This is a genomic window from Microbacterium martis (assembly GCF_047246685.1).
In the GTDB taxonomy this organism is placed as follows: Bacteria; Actinomycetota; Actinomycetes; order Actinomycetales; family Microbacteriaceae; genus Microbacterium.
On record NZ_JBFOKT010000002.1, the window covers coordinates 737827 to 757176 of the forward strand.

19 protein-coding genes are annotated in these 19350 nt (G+C 70.0%); 8 read left to right on the forward strand and 11 right to left on the reverse strand.

Translation table 11 applies throughout. The features are described 5' to 3' along the window. Positions 1 to 6: 6 nt before the first annotated feature. The 7 genes from AB3M90_RS11475 to AB3M90_RS11505 all read left to right on the forward strand — a co-directional run bounded on the left by AB3M90_RS11475 (position 7) and on the right by AB3M90_RS11505 (position 6841). On the forward strand, positions 7 to 2964 hold the full coding sequence (locus AB3M90_RS11475) for a Na+/H+ antiporter subunit A (RefSeq protein ID WP_412952072.1): 2958 nt from the start codon (positions 7 to 9) through the stop codon (positions 2962 to 2964). Further along, the gene (locus AB3M90_RS11480) at positions 2964 to 3539 is read left to right on the forward strand and encodes a Na(+)/H(+) antiporter subunit C (RefSeq protein ID WP_412952073.1); all 576 of its coding nucleotides are present in this window, start codon (positions 2964 to 2966) and stop codon (positions 3537 to 3539) included. Before AB3M90_RS11475 ends, AB3M90_RS11480 begins: the two co-directional genes overlap by 1 nt. Then, positions 3536 to 5089: a Na+/H+ antiporter subunit D gene (locus AB3M90_RS11485; RefSeq protein ID WP_412952074.1), complete on the forward strand. Its 1554-nt coding sequence runs from the start codon at positions 3536 to 3538 to the stop codon at positions 5087 to 5089. The genes AB3M90_RS11480 and AB3M90_RS11485 overlap by 4 nt, the downstream gene beginning before the upstream one ends. Next, a complete protein-coding gene (locus tag AB3M90_RS11490; RefSeq protein ID WP_412952075.1) occupies positions 5086 to 5679 on the forward strand; it encodes a Na+/H+ antiporter subunit E in 594 nt (197 codons plus the stop codon). The genes AB3M90_RS11485 and AB3M90_RS11490 overlap by 4 nt, the downstream gene beginning before the upstream one ends. Further along, complete coding sequence (locus AB3M90_RS11495) at positions 5676 to 5945, forward strand: MrpF/PhaF family protein (protein WP_412952076.1); 270 nt, start codon at positions 5676 to 5678, stop codon at positions 5943 to 5945. The genes AB3M90_RS11490 and AB3M90_RS11495 overlap by 4 nt, the downstream gene beginning before the upstream one ends. Then, positions 5942 to 6331, forward strand: coding sequence for a monovalent cation/H(+) antiporter subunit G (gene mnhG / locus AB3M90_RS11500; protein ID WP_412952077.1), 390 nt, complete (start codon positions 5942 to 5944; stop codon positions 6329 to 6331). The genes AB3M90_RS11495 and mnhG overlap by 4 nt, the downstream gene beginning before the upstream one ends. Positions 6332 to 6664: 333 nt before the next feature. Next, complete coding sequence (locus AB3M90_RS11505; RefSeq protein WP_412952078.1) at positions 6665 to 6841, forward strand: hypothetical protein; 177 nt, start codon at positions 6665 to 6667, stop codon at positions 6839 to 6841. A gap of 305 nt (positions 6842 to 7146) precedes the next feature. On the opposite strand, the gene AB3M90_RS11510 is transcribed toward AB3M90_RS11505, so the two are convergent. From AB3M90_RS11510 to AB3M90_RS11530, 5 genes are all read right to left on the reverse strand, one after another. Continuing rightward, positions 7147 to 7908 carry an alpha/beta fold hydrolase gene (locus tag AB3M90_RS11510; protein ID WP_412952079.1) on the reverse strand — a complete coding sequence of 254 codons (762 nt, stop codon included), beginning with the start codon at positions 7906 to 7908 and terminating at the stop codon, positions 7147 to 7149. A gap of 70 nt (positions 7909 to 7978) precedes the next feature. Next, positions 7979 to 10651 (reverse strand): penicillin acylase family protein, encoded by a 2673-nt coding sequence (locus AB3M90_RS11515; RefSeq protein ID WP_412952080.1) that lies wholly within the window; start codon positions 10649 to 10651, stop codon positions 7979 to 7981. A 166-nt stretch (positions 10652 to 10817) separates the two neighbouring features. Next, complete coding sequence (gene argG / locus AB3M90_RS11520) at positions 10818 to 12263, reverse strand: argininosuccinate synthase (protein ID WP_412952081.1); 1446 nt, start codon at positions 12261 to 12263, stop codon at positions 10818 to 10820. A gap of 150 nt (positions 12264 to 12413) precedes the next feature. Further along, entirely contained in the window at positions 12414 to 12830 is a 417-nt protein-coding gene (locus tag AB3M90_RS11525) for a PIN domain-containing protein (protein ID WP_412952082.1), read from the reverse strand. Then, positions 12814 to 13044 (reverse strand): AbrB/MazE/SpoVT family DNA-binding domain-containing protein, encoded by a 231-nt coding sequence (locus AB3M90_RS11530; protein ID WP_412952083.1) that lies wholly within the window; start codon positions 13042 to 13044, stop codon positions 12814 to 12816. The genes AB3M90_RS11525 and AB3M90_RS11530 overlap by 17 nt, the downstream gene beginning before the upstream one ends. A 98-nt stretch (positions 13045 to 13142) precedes the next feature. On the opposite strand from AB3M90_RS11530, the gene AB3M90_RS11535 reads away from it, so the two are divergent. Further along, the gene (locus tag AB3M90_RS11535; protein ID WP_412952084.1) at positions 13143 to 13850 is read left to right on the forward strand and encodes a ZIP family metal transporter; all 708 of its coding nucleotides are present in this window, start codon (positions 13143 to 13145) and stop codon (positions 13848 to 13850) included. Between the two features lie 92 nt (positions 13851 to 13942). Here AB3M90_RS11535 and AB3M90_RS11540 read toward each other — a convergent pair whose 3' ends face one another. From AB3M90_RS11540 to AB3M90_RS11565, 6 genes are read right to left on the reverse strand one after another with little or no spacing between them, the layout of a single operon-like run. Next, the gene (locus AB3M90_RS11540) at positions 13943 to 15058 is read right to left on the reverse strand and encodes a hypothetical protein (RefSeq protein ID WP_412952085.1); all 1116 of its coding nucleotides are present in this window, start codon (positions 15056 to 15058) and stop codon (positions 13943 to 13945) included. After that, on the reverse strand, positions 15052 to 15819 hold the full coding sequence (locus AB3M90_RS11545; protein ID WP_412952086.1) for a tetratricopeptide repeat protein: 768 nt from the start codon (positions 15817 to 15819) through the stop codon (positions 15052 to 15054). The genes AB3M90_RS11540 and AB3M90_RS11545 overlap by 7 nt, the downstream gene beginning before the upstream one ends. After that, the gene (locus AB3M90_RS11550; protein ID WP_412952087.1) at positions 15816 to 17009 is read right to left on the reverse strand and encodes a vWA domain-containing protein; all 1194 of its coding nucleotides are present in this window, start codon (positions 17007 to 17009) and stop codon (positions 15816 to 15818) included. The genes AB3M90_RS11545 and AB3M90_RS11550 overlap by 4 nt, the downstream gene beginning before the upstream one ends. After that, positions 17006 to 17992: a vWA domain-containing protein gene (locus tag AB3M90_RS11555; protein WP_412952088.1), complete on the reverse strand. Its 987-nt coding sequence runs from the start codon at positions 17990 to 17992 to the stop codon at positions 17006 to 17008. The genes AB3M90_RS11550 and AB3M90_RS11555 overlap by 4 nt, the downstream gene beginning before the upstream one ends. Continuing rightward, complete coding sequence (locus AB3M90_RS11560; protein ID WP_412952089.1) at positions 17983 to 18474, reverse strand: hypothetical protein; 492 nt, start codon at positions 18472 to 18474, stop codon at positions 17983 to 17985. The genes AB3M90_RS11555 and AB3M90_RS11560 overlap by 10 nt, the downstream gene beginning before the upstream one ends. Further along, entirely contained in the window at positions 18461 to 19348 is an 888-nt protein-coding gene (locus tag AB3M90_RS11565) for a DUF58 domain-containing protein (protein ID WP_412952090.1), read from the reverse strand. The genes AB3M90_RS11560 and AB3M90_RS11565 overlap by 14 nt, the downstream gene beginning before the upstream one ends. Positions 19349 to 19350: the final 2 nt, after the last annotated feature.

Sequence of the window (19350 nt, forward strand, 5' to 3'; positions counted from 1 at the left end):
CCGCTCATGCTGATGCTCCTCGCCGTGTTCCTCCTCGGATCGCTCCTGATGCCGGTCCTGGTGCGCTGGCTGGGGTCGCAGGCATTCATCATCGCGGCGCTCATTCCGGCAGCGGCATTCGCCCACGCGCTGGTGCGCACACCGCAGGTCATCGACGGCCCGGCGCCCTTCGCCGCGGTGCCCTGGATCCCGCAGCTCGGCCTCGAGCTGTCGATGCACATGGACGTGCTCGGCTGGGTGATGACCCTGATCGTCACCGGCGTCGGGGCGCTCGTGCTGCTCTACTGCCGCTGGTACTTCCGCGACGAATCCGCCGGCATGGGCGCGTTCGCGGGAGTACTGCTCGGGTTCGCGGGTGCCATGTACGGACTCGTCCTCACCGACGATCTCGTGATGCTCGTGATGTTCTGGGAGGTGACGAGCATCCTCTCGTACCTCCTCATCGGCCACTACCGTCGCCGGGCGACCAGCCGCCGCGCCGCCCTCCAGGCGCTGCTCGTGACCACGCTCGGCGGTCTCGTGATGTTCGTGGGCGTGGTTCTCCTCGTGGTGGATGTCGGCACGTCCAGCATCCGCGAGCTCCTCGAACTCGCCCCCACCGGGCCGATCGTCGATGCCGCGATCGTCATGCTGCTGATCGGCGCGATCAGCAAGTCCGCGCTCTTCCCGTTCCACTTCTGGCTGCCCGGGGCCATGGCCGCCCCGACCCCTGTGAGCGCCTACCTGCACGCCGCGGCCATGGTGAAGGCGGGCATCTACCTCATCGCGCGCTTCGCTCCGATCTTCGCCTTCAGCGCACCGTGGCGTCCGATCGTCATCACGCTCGGCATCCTCACCATGCTCCTCGGCGGACTGCAGGCGCTGCGCGAGACCGACCTCAAGCGCATCCTGGCGTTCGGCACGGTCAGCCAGCTCGGATTCCTCGCGACGGTGATCGGCTACGGCACGCAGGCGGCGGCGCTCGCCGGGCTCGCCCTCGTCATCGGTCACGCCCTCTTCAAGTCGGCGCTGTTCCTGATCGTCGGGGTGATCGACCGCCAGCTCTCCACGCGTGACATCACCGAGCTCTCCGGCGTGGGGCGCCAGGCGCCCGTCATGGCCACGGCGGCATTCATCTCGGTGGCATCGATGGCCGGCATCATCCCGACCATCGGCTTCGTCGCCAAGGAGTCGGCGCTCACCGCCCTCCTCGACGATGCGCAGGGCGGTTCGGTGTGGGGCCTCGTGGCGATCATCGGCGTCACGCTCGGTTCCATGCTCACAGCGGCATACGGCATCCGATTCCTGTGGGGAGCCTTCTGGACGAAGCGCGACGAGCAGGGTCAGCGGATGCCGGACACCGCCTGGCCCGATCCGCCGGTGGGGTTCCTGTCGGCCCCGATCATCCTCTCCGGCATCACGCTCGCGTCCGGCATCGGCGCCCCCGCGATCGACGTCGCGCTGCACGAGTACGCGATCACCGCGGCTCCCGGCCTCGACGCGGCGGGCGAGCCCGTCGAAGGTCCCGGCCATCTCGCCCTCTGGCACGGGCTGGAGCCCGCGCTCGGCATCTCGATCCTGACCCTGGTGCTCGGCGCGGCGGTCTTCGCGCTCAGCATCCGTCGCGCGTGGGATCGGCGTGCGCGCATCCTGCCGTTCACCGCCGCAGACGTGTACTACCTCGTCGTGCGCGGGATCGACCGGCTCTCGGTGCTCAGCACGACCCTCACGCAGCGCGGCTCGCTGCCGGTCTACGTCGGAACGATCTTCGTCGTCCTCGTCGCGGCCGAGGTGACGGCCCTCATCGCGAGCGACGTCGACCGCTACAACCTCTCGGCCTGGCACACGCCGGCGCAGATCGCGGTCGCCCCGATCATGGCGGTCGCCGGGGTGTTCGCGGTGCGGGCGCAGAAGCGGTACACCGGCGTCGTGCTCGTGTCGGTCACCGGACTCGGTATGGTGGCGCTCTTCGCGACCAGCGGCGCGCCCGACCTGGCTCTCACACAGATCCTCGTCGAGACCGTCACGCTCGTCACCTTCGCCCTCGTGCTGCGCCGGCTGCCCGCCCGCATGGGCGAGCACAACGCCTCGGTCAGCCGTATCCCGCGCGCGCTCCTCGCGATCGGCGTGGGCGTGACCATGGCGTTCGTCGCCGTCGTCGCGACCCAGTCCCGGATCGCCGAGCCGATCTCGGAGGCGTTCCCGACGCTCGCCTACGAGATCGGCCACGGCAAGAACGTCGTCAACGTGGCGCTCGTCGACCTGCGCGGGTGGGACACGATGGGGGAGCTCTCAGTGCTGGTGCTCGCCGCCACCGGAGTGGCGTCGCTCGTCTTCGTCACGCATCGGGCCGACCTGCTCGCGGCGACCACGGTCCTTCCGCGGGCCACCCGCACCGCGGCGCGCAGCCGTCCGCTCGTCGAGACGACCGAGGGCATCCGGTTCCAGACGTCCGAGAACGAGAGCAGTCCGCGCGCGTGGCTCGTCGGGGGTCAGAAGATGAAGCCCGAGAACCGGTCGATCCTCCTCGAGGTGATCGTCCGCATCCTCTTCCACACGATCATCGTGGTGTCGATCTTCCTCCTCTTCGCCGGTCACAACCTCCCGGGGGGCGGATTCGCCGGCGGACTCGTCGCCGGCATGGCGCTGGTGATGCGCTACATCGCAGGCGGACGCTGGGAGCTCGGAGCGGCGGCCCCGACGGATGCCGGACGCCTGCTGGGCACCGGCCTGATCCTCGCGGTCGGCACCGCCGTCGTGCCCCTGTTCTTCGGGCTCGCGCCCCTCACCAGCTCGTTCTGGGAGTGGGAGATCCCCGGCATCGGCCACGTCGAGGTCGTGACGTCGACGATCTTCGATGTCGGCGTCTACCTCGTCGTCATCGGGCTCGTCCTCGACGTGCTGCGCAGCCTCGGCGCCGAGGTCGATCGGCAATCGGCCATCCGGCTCGCGGCGAGCACCTCACCGGCAGGGGGGCGCGGCTGATGGACGTCTCGCTCACCCTCATCGTCGTCATGGCGGTGCTGTTCGCCTGCGGCGTGTACGCGATGCTCGAGCGCAGTCTCACGCGGGTGCTCATCGGGTTCCTGCTGCTCGGCAACGCCACGAACCTGCTGCTGCTCATCGTGATGGGCGTTCCCGGCGGTGCGCCCTTCTTCGGCACCGAGGGCGGCATGAGCGACCCGCTCCCGCAGGCGCTCACCCTCACCGCGATCGTCATCACGTTCGCCGTCTCGGCGTTCCTGCTCGCACTGATCTACCGCTCCTGGCAGCTGGGTCAGGCCGACACCGTCGAAGACGACGAGGCCGACATCGCCCTGCGCGAGCGCACCGACGCCGACGAAGACCTCATGGACGACGAGTCGGAGACCGACGAGAGCGAGGCGACCACCGACTTCGTCGGCGTGCAGACCGCGCCGATCACGGTTCTCCAGATGCGCGACCACGCCTCCATCCACGACGACGCGCCGTTCGACGCGCCGGATGCCCCGCGCGACCCGGATGCCCCGCGCGGCCCGGATGCCCCGCGCGACGCGCGTGATCCGGAGGGCCGACCGTGACCGCACTCGTCCCGCTCCTCGTCGCCCTGCCGCTGCTCGGCGCGGCGCTCACCCTCGTCTTCGGGCGCAACGCCCGTCTGCAGGTCTTCGTCACCGTGGCCACCCTGGCGATCGTCTCGGTCATCGCGGCGGTGCTGCTCGTCGTCGTCGACGCCGGATCCCCGCTCGCCGTCTCGGTCGGAGGATGGCCCGTTCCGTTCGGCATCGTGCTGTACGTCGACCGCCTCGCCGCGCTCCTCGTGCTCGTCTCGAGCATCGTGCTGCTCGCGGTCCTCCTGTTCTCGATCGGCCAGGGCGTCGCCGACGGCGCCGACGAGACCCCGATCTCGATCTTCAACCCGTCGTACCTCATCCTCGCCGCGGGCATCTTCAACGCGTTCATCGCCGGCGACCTCTTCAACCTCTATGTCGGCTTCGAGATCCTGCTCGTCGCCTCGTACGTGCTCATCACGCTCGGGAGCACCGAGTCGCGCATCCGCACCGGCGCGGTCTACATCGTCGTCTCGCTCGTGTCGTCGATCATCTTCCTCGCCTCGATCGCCATGATCTACGGCGCTCTGGGCACGGTGAACATGGCGCAGATCGCCGAGCGGATGTCGGAGCTGCCGCAGGAGACGCAGCTGGTGCTGCACCTCATGCTCGTGGTCGCCTTCGGCATCAAGGCCGCCATCTTCCCCGTCTCGTTCTGGCTGCCCGACTCGTACCCGACCGCCCCGGCCCCGGTCACGGCGGTGTTCGCGGGCCTGCTGACGAAGGTCGGCGTCTACGCGCTCATCCGCACCGAGACGCAGCTCTTCGCATCGAACAGCATCGACACGCTGCTGCTCGTCATCGCTCTGGCCACCATGGTCATCGGCGTCCTCGGCGCCGTCGCCCAGGCGGAGCTGAAGAGGATCCTGTCGTTCACCCTCGTCAGCCACGTCGGCTACATGATCTTCGGGCTCGCGATCGCCACCCCGGCGGCGATCGGCGCGACCGTCTACTACATCGTCCACCACATCGTCGTGCAGACGACCCTGTTCCTCGCGGTCGGACTCGTCGAGCGCCGCGCCGGCAGCACCTCGATCCTGCGGGTCAAGGGACTGCTCAAGGTCGCCCCCGTCATCGCCGTGCTCTACTTCGTGCCGGCGATCAACCTCGGCGGACTCCCTCCCTTCTCCGGGTTCATCGGCAAGTTCGCGCTGTTCGAGGCCGCGGCATCCGTGGGCACCCCGCTGATGATCGTGCTGATCCTGGGCGGCATCCTGACCTCCCTGCTCACCCTCTACGCCCTCATGCGCGCCTGGAACCTGGCCTTCTGGCGGGAAGAGGAGGACTCGACCGAGACCGAGGTGCGCATCTCGCACCTCACCGGCGCGCCGGCCGCCGACGAGCAGCAGACCACCCGCCGCATCCCGAGGATCATGACCGTCGCGACCGGAGGGATGGTCGCGGTGAGCGTCGCGCTGACCGTGTTCGCCGGCCCCCTCTACGCCCTGTGCGACCGCATCGGCGCCGGACTGCTGCAGCCCGTCAGCCTCGTGCAGCTGGAAGACGAGGTGAACGGATGAGAGACACCCGCCGTCACCTGTGGCGAGACATCCGCGTGCAGCTGCCGTTCCTCGCCTGGCTCGTCGTTCTCTGGATGCTGCTCTGGGCGCAGTTCACCGTGCTGTCGTTCCTGACCGGCCTCGTCGTCGCCGTGTTCGTGACCCGCGTCTTCCGACTGCCGACCGTCGCCCTGTCCGGCCGCATCAACCTCTGGTACGCGGTGATCTTCACGCTCTCGTTCCTGTTCGCGGTGCTGCGCGGCGCGCTCGCCGTCACCATCCAGGTCTTCGACTTCCGTCGCCAGCCCGGAGCCGCCATCATCGCCGTGCCGCTTCGCTATGCCGACGATCTCGTGATGACCCACGTGGCCGTCACCTCGTCGCTCATCCCCGGCTCTCTCATCGTCGAGGCCGACCGCGACCGTCGCATCCTCTACCTGCACGTGATCGGCGTGCGCACCCCTGACGACGTCGAGCACCAGCGCGAGCACGTGCTGCTCTGGGAGCAGCGGATCGTGCGTGCACTGGGCGACCCGGAGCAGTATCGTGCGCTCAAGGCCGATGAGCGCGCCGGTCGTCTGAGCCGGCTGACGAAGGGCGGTGGCCGGTGAGCATCCTCCTCATCGTGATCATGGCGGTCTTCGGTGTGGCCGCCGTGCTGGCGGTCATACGCATCATCCGCGGACCGTCGATCCTCGACCGCGCCGTGGCCTCCGACGTGCTGCTCACCGAGGTGATGTGCGTGCTCGGGGCCGAGATGGCGATCAACGGTCACACCCGCAACATCCCGGTGCTGCTAATCATCGCCGCCGTCGGCGTGTTCGGGTCGATCTCCGTCGCCCGCTTCGTCGCGCGAAGGGACAACACCACGCCATGAACGTGTTCGGACTGCTGATCCCCGACGCCGTCGTCGACGCGACGGTGCTCGTCCTCATCCTGATCGGCGCGGTGCTGTGCCTGTCGGCCGCGGTCGGGCTGCTCCACTTCCGCGACGTGCCCTCCCGCCTGCACGCGGCCACGAAGCCGCAGGTGCTCGGGCTGCTGCTCATCTGCCTGGCGATCGCGCTGTCGCAGCGGTCGGTCGGCGGCATCCTGCTGGGCCTGGTGCTGGTAGCGCCGGTCGTGCTCATGCAGTTCGCGACGGCGCCGTTGTCGGCGCACATGGTCGGGCGGCAGGCCTACCGCAACGGCACGACCGACGAACGCGGCCTCGTCGTCGACGAGCTGGCCGAGTCGAAGCAGACCCCGCCCGCGGCCGGCTGACCCCGCGCGGGGGCGGGGTGCCGGGCTCGCGCGACTTGCGGGGCTCGCGGCGCTCGCGGCTTGCGGCGCTCGCGGCCGGACCCCTCTGCTCGAAGGAGGAACATGCCGGTGCGATCGCCTCCCTACCGGCGTGTTTCTCCCTTGAGGGTTCGGGGAATGCTGGGCGACGCGGTCCATCCCGCCGTGCACGTGGCTGAAAGGAGGAACACGCCGGTGCGATCGCCTCCCCACCGGCGTGTTTCTCCCCTGAGGTTCGTGGGAGGGGCGGTGGGGTGGGGGTGCCGGGCGCGGGGAGGGCTGGACGAAAGCTGGTGCCCGGTCTATGGTCGGGGCATGAGCGGGTTCTGGATCTTCCTCGGCATCTGCATCGCCGCGGGCGCGGTGGTGCGGCCATGGGTCGGACGGCCGAGCAAGCGCCCCGAGCCCGACGGATTCACCGTCGACCCCGCGCTCAGCGAGGCGATGGGGCGGGCATCGGCCGAGCACGTCCGCTCGCACGTCCGCTACTGAGCTGCATCGGGCCGCCCTCCGCGACCTCGTGCCCTCCCGCTGCGACCATGGCCCGACCGCTCGAAGGAGGAACACGCCGGTGCGGTCGCCTCTCTGCCGGCGTGTTTCTCCCTTGAGGGTTCGGGGGTGTCGGGCTCGTGGCGCTCGTGGCGGGGCGGCGGTGCTCGAAGGAGGAACACGCCGGTGCGGTCGCCTTCCCACCGGCGTGTTTCTCCCTTGAGCGGACACGCGCGTGGGCGCACGCGGGCACGCGGGCGCGCGGGCGCACGCGGGCACGCGGGCGGGCGAGCGCGGGCGCGACCCGGTCAGAGGGCGGCGGCGAACTCGTGGATCAGCCGCGCGGCGGGCGCGGAGTCGCTGATCAGCGTGCCGTGACCGTGGTCGGGGATCACCTCGAGGTCGGCGCCGGGGATCGCGTCGATGATCTCCCGGCACCACGTCATCGGGGCGAGCGGGTCGTCCTCGCCGCGCAGCACGAGCACGGGGCACTCGATGCGGGCGAACGCGTCTTCGGGCTCGTGCACGATCGTGGCGCGCATCTTGCGGAACAGGTGCGGGCCGCCGCGCAGATACTCGCGCGCACCGCGCCAGATCACCAGCGGCCGCTCGCCCACCAGGTCGGACAGCAGGTACCGCGCCTGCGCCGCGATGTTCCGCGCCGCCTTGTTGACGGTGGGTCCGGCGAGCACGACGCCCTCGACGAGCGACGGATGCCGCGCCGCGAGCTCGGCTGCGATCTGACTCCCCATCGAGTGCCCGATCGCCACGATCGGCCCGGAGTCGACGTGGCGCAGGTACGCCGCGACGAGGTCGGCGTGCCGCTCCATGGTGAGGGTGCGGGTGGGCTCGGGGGCCTCGCCGAAGCCCGGCAGGTCGAGCGCGATCACCCGGCCCTGCAGCCGCTGCACCACATCGAGGTAGACGCTGCGCCCCATGCCGATGCCGTGCAGGAGCAGGAAGGTGCGTTCCCCTTCGCCGAACGTCTCGGCGATCAGCGTCGCCCCGGCATGCTCGAACTCGAGCAGGGTGACGGGCGTCCCCTTCGGGGCGAGATAGCTGGAGAACACTCGTCAACGCTAGTCGAGCTCGCTGCACGATCGCCTGAGCCGACGGCTCCGCCGGCATTCACTCGAGATCTCAGTCGCCCGGACTCAGCACGAGCGTGTGCACGGCGGCGTCGGCGACGGCCTCGGCCGACGACGCCCACGGTCGCTGGATCCCGGCGGCCCAGTCGGCCGTCTGGTCGATGTAGTGCTCGTGGAAGGCGTGACCGGATGCGCCGGTGAGATGGATCCACGTCGAGGCGTCGAGGTCGGAGAGGTCGATCACCATGCGCATCGAGGGCACGGTGGTCGTGGCGTACGAGGTGCCCAGCTCCCATCCGGTCGCGTTTACGACCGACGCTCCGCCGCCCACGGGGAAGGGCCCGCGGTTGAAGAGCGCCTCGACGGGGGCGATGCCCGATGAGCCCAGCGTGTCGCTGGTGAGGGTGATGGCATGCAGGTCGCCCCAGTTCCAGTGGGTGACGGTGGTGCCCTGGAGGGCCGCGAGCTCGTCGTAGGCGTCTTCCGCCGAGCGTGCGAGCATCTCGTCGCGTCCGTCGACGTCGAGCTGCGGGTTGCTCCACAGCGGGTCGGACGGGTCATCGAGCATCGCGCCGACCACCGTGAAGAGCCGACCCTGGCCGTCGATGGGAAGCGGATGCTGTCGCTCGGCGAAGATGTTCTGCACGAGGCGCGACCACAGCACGTTGGCGTAGGCCGCTCCGGCGGACGACGCGGTGTTCTGCGCATCCCACGACCGAAGCAGCTCGACGGCGGCGCGCGGCCCGGCGCCCGAGACGTCGACGTCGACCAGGGCGGCCGCCAGCTTCTTCCCGATCCACATCTCGTCGTCCATCTGGATCTCGCGCATGTCGTCGGCCGTCAGCGGAGCGGCCGCGGCTCGGCGTTCGAGAAGGTGCGCGATGCGCGCCGCCCGGTAGCCGTAGTCCCAGTCGCGGGAGAGGAAGTACTCGTAGTCGTCGGTGACGATGGCGTTGTTCGCGGTGACGATGTATCCCGAGTCCGGGTTGTAGGCGACCGGCAGCTCGTCGAACGGGATGAACCCGGTCCAGTCGTAGCTGCTGTCCCACCCGGGCTGCGGCATCCACCCGTCGCCGGCGCCGCGGATCGGCAGTCGCCCGGGGGTCTGGTAACCGATGTTGCCCTCGGTGTCGGCATAGACGAGGTTCTGCGCCGGAACGTCGAAGAGGGCGGCGGCAGAGCGGAACGAGTCGAAGTCCTTCGCGGTCGAGAGGGCGAAGACGGCGGTCGCGGTGGTTCCGGGGTCGAGCGCCGTCCAACGGAGGCTGACCGCGTACTCGGCGTCGTCGCCGGTGCCCTCCGTCGCGTCGGCGGGGATGCCTGCCGCCGCGGCTCCGCCCGCGTCGAGACCGGGGAGCGGATCGTCGGCGATGGCGGTGAAGTCGTCGGTGAGGCCCGAGATGATCGGGCCGTGCACGGTCGAGCGGATGGTCAGCTCGATGTCGTCACCGCCCGCGACCCGGATCGTCTCGGTGCGCTCCTCGAGGGGCACGAGTGCGCCGTCGCGCCAGTACTGGTCGCCCTCGATCCGCTCGATGTAGAGGTCGGTCACATCGGTGGTGAGGTTCGTGAACCCCCACGCGATGCTCTGGTTGTGCCCGATGACGACGCCCGGAAGACCCGAGAACGAGAAACCGCCCATGTCGAACGGGCAGTCCTCGTCGACCGTCGCGCACCTCAGTTGCACCTGGTACCAGACCGAAGGCAGTGAGGCGCCCAGGTGCGGGTCGTTGGCGAGCAGTGGCAGGCCGGTCTCGGTGAGGTCGCCCGAGACGACCCACGAGTTCGATCCGATCCCTTCGCCGACGTCCCCCACGAGCGCGCTCGCGGCCTCGATGACGCTCGCGGTCTCCTTCCAGTCGATGCGGACGGACGCCTGCTGCACGTCGGGCTCGCGCGTCGACGACGAGAACGCGGCGGCCGCGGCATCCGTCTCCACGGCAGGCACGGTCGAGATCTCGGGAACGATGACGGGGTTCTCGTCGAACGGGTATCCGGGGTAGAGCTGCTCGAGCGTCGCGGGGATGTCGGCCGCGGCGTCCGGTCCGGCCGCAGCGAGCCCGGCTGCGAGCAGGGCGCGCTCCGTCTCGTCTTCGACGTTGCCGCGGAGGTCCCACGCCATCGCCTTCAGCCAGGCCACCGAGTCGGCCGGTTCCCACGGCTCGGGCGCATACTCGGGGTTCTGTATGCCCAGGACGGCATACTCCAGCGAGAGCTCGGCCCCGGAACGCGAGGCGAGGTAGGCGTTCACCCCGTCGGCGTAGGCCTCGTAGTACCCGAGCGTCACGTCGTCCATCGCCGCGACCTCGGCCTCGGCGACCTCGCGCCAGCCGAGCGTCCGCAGGAAGGCATCGGTCGCCGCCTGCGACTCGCCGAACATCTCGGCCACCCGCCCCGCGGTCACATGACGACGGAAGTCCATCTCGAAGAACCGGTCCTGCGCGTGCACGAAGCCCTGGGCGTAGAAGAGGTCGTCGGTGGTGTCGGCGGTGATGGTCGGGATGCCGCTCGCATCGCGCTGCACCGTGACCTCTGCCTCGAGCCCCTCGAGCTCGATCGTCCCCTCGGTCTGCGGGAACGAGCGCTGGATCGTCCAGGCGACGAAGAACGCGGCGGCGACGGCGACGACGACGACGGCGGCCACGGTCAGGAAGGCGATGCGGCCGATGCGAGCCCCGAGCGACGGGCGTGCGGGTGCGGCGGTCGCCGTCGGGTCAGTCGTCATCGTTGAACGCTCTCTCGGGTTGCAGGTGGAACTCAGTCCCACCGAGCCCCAGTGCGCGTTTCAGGTTTCGCGCCCTCGCATCATACCCATGACCGCCGTCACGCCGCCGACGGATTCCCGTGTCGACGGCCGTGCGACCGATCAGCCGATGAGGCTCCCGCTGACCTCAGTCGGTGCCCGAGTCGAAGGCCGCGCCCTCGGACGCGGAGTCGACCGCGTCAGCCAGGGTCTCGTCGGTCTCCGACACCGACCCGTGCACCGACTCGGTGATCTCCGCCGACTCGCCCGCCGTCACGCGGCCGACGAGCTCGCCCGTCGCGCCACCGACCAGGCCGAGGCCCGCGTACTGCTCGAGGCGGGCGCGCGAGTCGGCGATGTCGAGGTTGCGCATCGTGAGCTGTCCGATGCGGTCGACCGGTCCGAAGGCGGCGTCGCCGACGCGCTCCATCGACAGCTTCTCGGGGCCGTACGACAGGTTCGGCGAGACGGTGTCGAGGATCGTCCAGTCGTCGCCGCGGCGCAGACGGATCGTCACCGACCCCGAGATCGTCGACCCCACCCAGCGCTGGATCGACTCGCGCAGCATGAGCGACTGCGGCTCGAGCCAGCGGCCCTCGTACATGAGGCGGCCGAGGCGACGGCCCTGCTCGTGGTAGGTCGCCAGCGTGTCTTCGTTCAGGATGCCGTTGACGAGGCGCTCGTACGCGATGAAGAGCAGCGCCATGGCCGGAGCCTCGTAGATGCCGCGCGACTTCGCCTCGATGATGCGGTTCTCGATCTGGTCGCTCATGCCGAGGCCGTGGCGTCCGCCGATCGTGTTGGCCTCCTGCACCAGGGCCACGGGGTCGGTGAACTCGACGCCGTTGATCGCGACGGGGCGGCCGCCCTCGAACGTCACCGTGACGTCTTCGGCCTCGATCGCGATCGACGGGTCCCAGAACTTCACGCCCATGATCGGGTCGACGGTCTCGAGCGACACGTCGAGGTGCTCGAGGGTCTTCGCCTCGTGCGTCGCGCCCCAGATGTTCGCGTCGGTCGAGTACGCCTTCTCGGCGGAGTCGCGGTAAGGGAAGTCGTGGGCGACGAGCCAGTCGCTCATCTCCTTGCGACCGCCGAGCTCGGTGACGAAGTCGGCGTCGAGCCACGGCTTGTAGATGCGCAGGCGAGGGTTGGCGAGCAGGCCGTAGCGGTAGAACCGCTCGATGTCGTTGCCCTTGTAGGTCGAGCCGTCGCCCCAGATGTCGACGCCGTCTTCGCGCATCGCGCGCACCAGCAGCGTGCCGGTGACGGCGCGGCCGAGCGGCGTGGTGTTGAAGTAGGTCTTGCCGCCGGAGCGGATGTGGAAGGCACCGCACGAGAGGGCGACGAAGCCCTCCTCGACCAGCGCGGTCTTGCAGTCGATCAGACGCGACGCCTCGGCGCCGTACTCGAGCGCGCGGCCCGGGATCGATTCGATGTCGTCTTCGTCGTACTGACCCAGGTCGCCGGTGTAGGTGAACGGCACCGCGCCCTTGTCGCGCATCCAGGCGACGGCGACGGAGGTGTCGAGTCCCCCGGAGAAGGCGATGCCGACGCGCTCGCCGACGGGCAGGGACTGGAGGACCTTGGACATGCTTTCCAGTCTAGGACGGGCGGCGTGTCGCCCCGGAATGCGTGACGCGGGCGTCAGCGGGGCGTCGGCCCTGCCGAGACCGGCTCCGCCTGTCGTTCCTCGCTGCGGACGGATGCCGGTTCGGCCAGCATCCGCCTCTGATGCGCGGCATCAGATCAAGCGCGCGTCGACCTGGAGGGCCGCGTATGTCGGGATCGCTCGACGATCACACGACAGCAGCGGCTTTCCGGCTGCTCGCGCGGCCAGAGCCACCAGGCCGTCGTACACGGCGGCCCCTGCAATTCCCGCATCGGCGAAGGTCGCCACTGCGTTCAGGGCGTCTTCGGTGGGAAGCGAGACAGATGCCGGGAAGGCGCGCGCGATGACCTGCGCGGCGAGCCCGGGGCTGAGGCGAGCGTCGCCGGGCAGACGCGTCAACACCGAATACGTCTCGACGAGCGCGTGTCCGGCGAGGCCGCGCGTCAGCCCTCGCGTCGCGTCTCGCGCGGCCCGGTGTGCGGGGTGCGAACCATCGACGAGCGCGACCGCTGCGCTGGTGTCGAGCAGAACGTCAGCGCTGGTCGGCAAGGCGAAGCTCTCGGATGTCGTCGGCGGTGAGTGCTGGCCCGCCGGTGATGATCAGTAGGTCGTCTTCTTCGACGACTTTGCCACGGGCTTCGACTTCTAGCCGTACCCCTGTGCCATCGATGATGAGGTCGACGGGTCCGGGAAGAATGCCGAGGCGCTCACGGATCTGGGCCGGGATCACGATTCGACCTGCCTTATCCATGGTGGTGCGCATGCCATCACCCTACCATGGGAATGGTTGCCGGAGACCTCGATTCATGGGATCGCCGAGGTCCCGCACTCATGGTGGGAGAGTGTCCACGGAGGTCGTACATGGGCGAAGCGGTGCTGTGGGGTGTGGTCGCCGCATCCCCCCTGTTCGTGGGAGCGGCGCTCGCCATGCTGCGGGTCTGGCCGCCGCGCTGGCTCGGTGTCGTGCTCGGTTTCGGAGCCGGGGCGCTGATGGCGTCGATCGCCTTCGAGCTCTGGGAAGAGGGGCTGGAGCGGGGCGGTGCCGTCCCGCTCGTCAGCGGAGTCGCGGCCGGGGCCCTCGCGTACTACATCGCCGCGCGCGTGCTCGATGCCAGGGCGGCGAAGAAGAAGGGCGAGGCGGGTGGCGGTCAGCTCGCCGTCGGCGCTCTGCTCGACGGCATCCCCGAGCAGCTCGTGCTGGGGATCGGTCTCGCATCGAGCGAGCCGGTGAGCATCGCCCTCGTCGTCGCCATCCTCGTCTCGAACCTGCCGGAATCGATCGGGTCCGCCGCGGACCTGCGTGAGGGCGGCATGGCGAAGAGTCGCGTACTGCTGCTCTGGGCGGGCGTGGCCGTGATCTGCGCTCTCGCCACCGTCGCAGGGTTCGCGCTGGCCACCGTGACCGGTGACGCCTTCCGGACGGCGGCGAGCGGCTTCGCCGCCGGCGCGCTGCTCGTGATGCTCGTCGACTCGATGGTTCCCGAGGCCCAGTCCAAGGCGAAGGACTCGACCGGCCTCGCCACCGTGCTCGGATTCGCGCTCGCCGCAGGCCTGTCGTTCGCCGGCTGAACAGCGTCCGGCATCCTGCCCCCCGCCTTCCGATCGCACCTGATGTCGCCTGATGCACGCCGAGCGCGCGGGAGGGGGAATGCAGAGGCCGCTCAGCCGAAGCCGGGGTACTCGTCGAGGCGCGACTCGAACTCCGCGCGATCGGCCTCGCTCAGCACCCCGCTCGCGATCACTACGAGCTGCAGCCCCTCGAGCGGCTCGCCCGTGCGGGCGCTCTGCGCCTCGCGCGCGACGCGGAAGCTCCCGTCGTCGTCATGCGACAGGTCGTCGATGGTCGCATAGAACCGCAGCGGGTCGGGGAAGTTCTCGGTGTAGTACTCCCACGTGTCCTGCGTGCGCGGGTCGTCGCTGCCGTAGAGCTTGGCGATCATCGATGGGTCCATGCCCGAGATCGCCGGGTCGTTGAAGGAGTACAGGTCCCACAGCCCGTGATCGACCACGACCTCGTCGATCACCTCCATGACCTCGAGCTTGCGCTCGTAGTCCTGGATCGGTTCGTTGGTCGCCCACCCGACGGTGGTGAACTCGACCAGCATCGACTCTCCGCCGTACCCGTTGCGCTCGGGGCGAAGGTCTTCGTCGCCCACCGCGACCCACGTGTACCCGAACTCGTCGGTCAGCCGCGTCCGGATCTCGGCGAACAGTTCGTCGGCCTGCGCGCGCACCTCTTCGAGCGACTGCTGCGCGAGCGTCTGCTGCGGGTCGGTGCCCTTGATGCCCGGATACGCCTCGGCATGCCGCTGCTCCTCGCTCTTCACGCCCTCATAGCTGCCCGAGGCGGAGGTCTGCAGGGCGCTCACCCCGCCGACCGTGGCGACGTTGACGAGGATCGTCACGACGAGGGCGATCGCCCCCAGCATCCGCCCTCGGGCCGACAGCAGCGCGGCGACGACGACGGCCACGACGACGAGCTGCAGAGCCAGCATCGTGACCCCGTAGAGCAGGTCGGTGCCGCCGGCGACCAGCATCCAGAGAAGGATCAGCGCGAACAGCACGGCGACGACAAGGGCGATCCAGCCGAGGATGCCGGGCGACGGCCTCGCGTCTTCCGGCGGCGCGGACGTTCCGGCGACCGGCGGGGGCGCCGGGACGGATGCCGGTGGCTGCAGACGCCGCGCGCCGCGGTATCCGCCGGGCGGCGGCACGGGCGGCGCGCCCTCGGTGCCGGCGATGTAGCGGGCCCGCTGCTTCTCGTGATCCATCACCATGGCTTGTCCGTTCCCGTGCCGCCGGGCTCGTCTCCCTGCTGCTGGTCGCGCTCCTGCGTGCCCTGCTCGAGCTTGTCCTGCAGATCCTGCAGCTTGTCGTCGGACGGCTGGGGCTGCTCCTGCGACGGCTGCTCGTCGGGCTGCGGTTGGGGCTTCTGCTCCTGCTCCTGCTGCTTCTGCTTCAACCGCTGCTCGGTGCCGTCGAGCGAGTCGGACATGTCGCGCTCCGGGTCGGACGACCGCTGCTGCGCCTCGTCGCTGTGGCACTCCTCGGGGGTCTCGACCGTGATGGTCAGCGCCTCGCCGTACAGCTGGGCGGCCGTCGCACCGTCGCCGTCGGCCCGGGCGGCATCGCCCATGCGCTCGACGACGAGCGCGAGGTTGATGCGCACACCGCACACGTCGAGCCCCGTGGCCAGGTCGAGCGCCTCCTCGAGCTTCGCCCTCGCCTCGGGCAGCTGCTCGGCGGCGGCGAGGGCGGTACCCACGTTGAACGGCGCCTTGAAGGACTCGAAACCGTTGAGGAACTCCTGCCCACGGGCCGACGCCTCAGAGCCCGCGTAGTCGTCTGAGACGTAGGCGGTGATCGTCTGATGTGCGAACGCGTACATGCTCAGCAGCTTGCCGACGAGGAGGAGGGCGGCGAGCGTCAGCGGCAGAGTGCCGATCGCGATCCAGCGACGGATGCTGCGCCGCCGGCGATTCGACCGCAGCAAGGATGCCGCCGCCTGGGCGCCTGAGCCTGTCGAAGGGTCTGTCATGAGGCACCGCCTTCGCGCGCGTCGGGCGGCGTCTCGGTCGTCGAGCGGGAGGGGCGAGACGAAGCGCCGGGGAACGGCGGCGTCTCGGTCGTCGAGCGGGCGGGGCGTGACGAAGCGCCGCGCAGTCGTGCGATGAGCATCGTGGCCCGGGCGAGCTCGACGCCGATGAGCATGAGGATCACGATCGCGGCGATCCAGTAGAGCTCGATGACGTCGCCGACCTCGCCGGAGTCGGCGTAGTCGGTCGTGGTCGACGGCGCTTCGGGGAGCGAGGGCGCGGTATCGGCCGTGCGGTGCTCGTAGGCGACGCCGAGCTGTTCGGCGACCGCCTCGAGATTCGTCTTGTCGATGACCGACAGGGCGTCCTGCCCCTGGTACTCGATGTACCCCTCGTCGGACGATCCTGCCGAGTCCACGCCACCGCTCGTGATGCGCATGGGGCCGCCGTCGGCCGTGCCGTAGCCGAACACGGCCCCGCCGTCGGTGTACTCGGCCGCGGCATCGAACGACTCCGGCGGGGTGTCGACGGTCTGCTCGCCGTCGCCGAAGTAGAACACCATCCGCGAGCGGCCGGGCGACGACTCGGCCGCAGCGGCGAGGGTCTCGCGAAGCAGAGGCGCCGCGATGCCGATCGAGCTTCCGCGGGACTGACGGGTGACCTCGGGGCGCAGCACGTCGAGCGACCCGATCAGGGCCGTCGTGTCGGTGGTCAGCGGCATCCGCAGTTCGGCGGCCGCGTCGGAGGTGACGAGAGCGAAACGCGCTCCGGGGTACTCCTCGACGATCGCGCGCACGTCGTCGCGGACGCCGTCGATCCGCGGCCGGCCATCGGCCCAGTCCTCGGCCACGATGCTGGCGGTGGTGTCGACGACGAGCACGATGTCGGTGTCGGTGGCGAGGGTCCGCGTCGCACCGCCGGGGATGCCGGGGCGCAGCAGCATGACGACGCAGGCCAGGATCATCACGAGTCGGAGCACCCAGAGCACGCGGGTCGGCGCGGACCCGGATCGCTTCGGGCGCGCTTCGACAGGCTCAGCGACCCATTGGGCTTGGGTCCCTGAGCCCGCGCCCTGGGTCCCTGAGCCCGTCGAAGGGCCCGAAGGCCGCACGACCAGCCAGACGGCGAGCGCGATCGCCGGCGCGAACAGGAGCACCAGCAGCAACGGGTGCAGGACGGGGTCGAGGATCACAGTCTCACCCTCCACAGCACAGCGGTCAGCGAGAGCAGGGCGATCGACAGCACCACGATCCACGGATCGGGGGTGTCGGTCCACACGACCTGCGCTTCGCCGCGCAGCTCGGTCGCCTCCTGCTCCTGCACCTCGGCGATGATGTCGGCGACGGTGGTCGTGTCGCGCAGGCCGTAGGCGGCGCCCCCGGTGATCTCGGCCGCTGCGGCGAGCTCGGCGCTGACGGCGGCATCCTTCCCCTGCACGGGGTTCAGGGCGAACACCCGCACGCCGTTCGCCCTCGCGTATCCGGCGGCCTCGTCGAGGGTGACGATCGAGGCGCCGTTGATCTCGTTGTCGGTCGCGAAGACGACCGACCGCGACCTCTGATCGTCGGGGCGGTCGAAGGCCATCGTGCACGCGGCGAGGCCGTCGCCGATCAGCGAGGCGCCGTCGCCGTTGAGCGTGCCGATCCAGTGCTCCGGGATCTCGTCGACGTAGTCGAAGCTCTCCTTGATGCGGGCGATGTGCTCGCGCACGAACTCGTAGTCGTCGGTGAGGGGGAAGATCTGCACCGGCGAGCTGTTGAAGATCGTCAAGCCGATGCGCTCGCCCTCGAAGCCCTCGAGCAGCTCCTCGAAGACGGTGAGGACCTCGACGTCGACCTCGGTCATCGACCCCGACACGTCGAGGCAGAGCATGATGTCGCGGCTGGTGTTCACCGGCTGGATCGTCTGCGACGACATCGGCCGCGCCGCCACCACTCCGGCGACGATCGTCGTCGCGACCCCGAGGAGAAGGATGCCGCACAGGGCGAGCACCCGCCGCTGCAGCGCTCGCCGGAAGCTGGGCAGGGAGCGGAGGCGCTCGGCGCGCGCGATGCGCGCCCGGTCGGCAGTGCCGGGTCGTATGCGGTGGCGGAGGCCGAGGACCAGACCCACCGCGACCGCGAGGAGCACGACCGCGACCGCCGCGACGATCATCCAGACGTTCGCTAGTGCCATGTGCGCACCACCGTCCGCGCGGCCTCGGCGCCGGCGATCGGATCGATCGGCGGCCCCGGTCGGAAGATGCTCGGGTAGTAGTGCCGGCCCAGCGCGTCGATGAGCGCGGGGTGCACGCCGCGGGCGCGGAGGTCGTCGAGCGCGAGGACCGGCGCTTCCAGACCGCTGTACTCGTTGACGAACGTGCGCACGACCCGGCTCAGCTCGAGGTTGGCGTTGCGGGCCGACAGGGTTCGTCCGCGATAGTCCGCCTCGATCGTCGCGATGCGATCGAGGTACTCGGTGCGCAGCTGCGAGAGCACGTCGACCGTCGATGGCCAGGGCGGCGTCGCGCCCCCCGCGCCCGGCAGGCCGCGGCGCGGGCGGGTGAGCACGATGACGAGCCAGGCGCCGGCGATCAGCAGGAGCAGGATGCCGACGGCGAGCAGCATCCATCCCCATCCGTACTGCGCGGGCGGGTAGAGCTCGTCAGATCCCGGCATGAGATCTCCGATCGAGCATGCGGAGCAGCTGCGGCACCGCGTCGTCCTGCCCGTCGACGACGGCGTGGCTGATCTCGAGGCCTTTCAGCGTCTCGGCGAGGTGCGCGGCATCGGCCCGGGTGCGGGCGTCGAGCTCGCGCAGGATGCCGTGGTCGCCCTGCACGAAATCGGGAACGTCCCAGCGGGTGTCGACGTCGCTGCGGGTGACCCTCGTGCGGTGGTCGAGCACCGGGTCGGCGTCTCTCACCGTGAGCCACAGCACGTCGTGCTGCGCGCGCAGACGGCGCAGCATCCGTTCGGTGTCGTCGGTGAGCGGCGCCTCGTCGGTGATGACCACGGCGATCATGCGGCGGGAGATCGTGCGGGTGACGTACGACAGCAGGGCGTCGCGGTCGCTCGGTGCGCGGCTCTCGTCGATGGCCCGGTCGAGGGTGCGGAGGGCGTGCTCCAGGGCGCCCTCGCTCCGGCCCGGCGCGCGCCGTCGCACGCGCTCGCCGTCTCCGTAGACCATCGTGAAGTCGTCGCCGTGACGCAGGGCGAGCACGCCGAGGACACCGGTCGCGAGGATCGCGAGGTCTTTCTTCGACCGCTCGTCGTGCGCGAGTGCGGTCATCGAGCGGCCGGTGTCGACGATGAACATGATGGTGTGCATCCGCATCGCGCGATGCCGACGGACAAGCGGCGCGTCGTGCCGGGCGGTGGCGCGCCAGTCGATGTCGCGCACCTGATCTCCGTACTCGTAGGCGCGCAGGTCTTCGAAATCGAGACTGCGGCCGTGCAGCAGCGACGCGTAGGCGCCGTCGAGCGCGTGCAGCGACCTGCGTGACGAGTGGATGAAGAGCTTGCTCTTCACCTGGGTGATCAGGCTGGGCATGG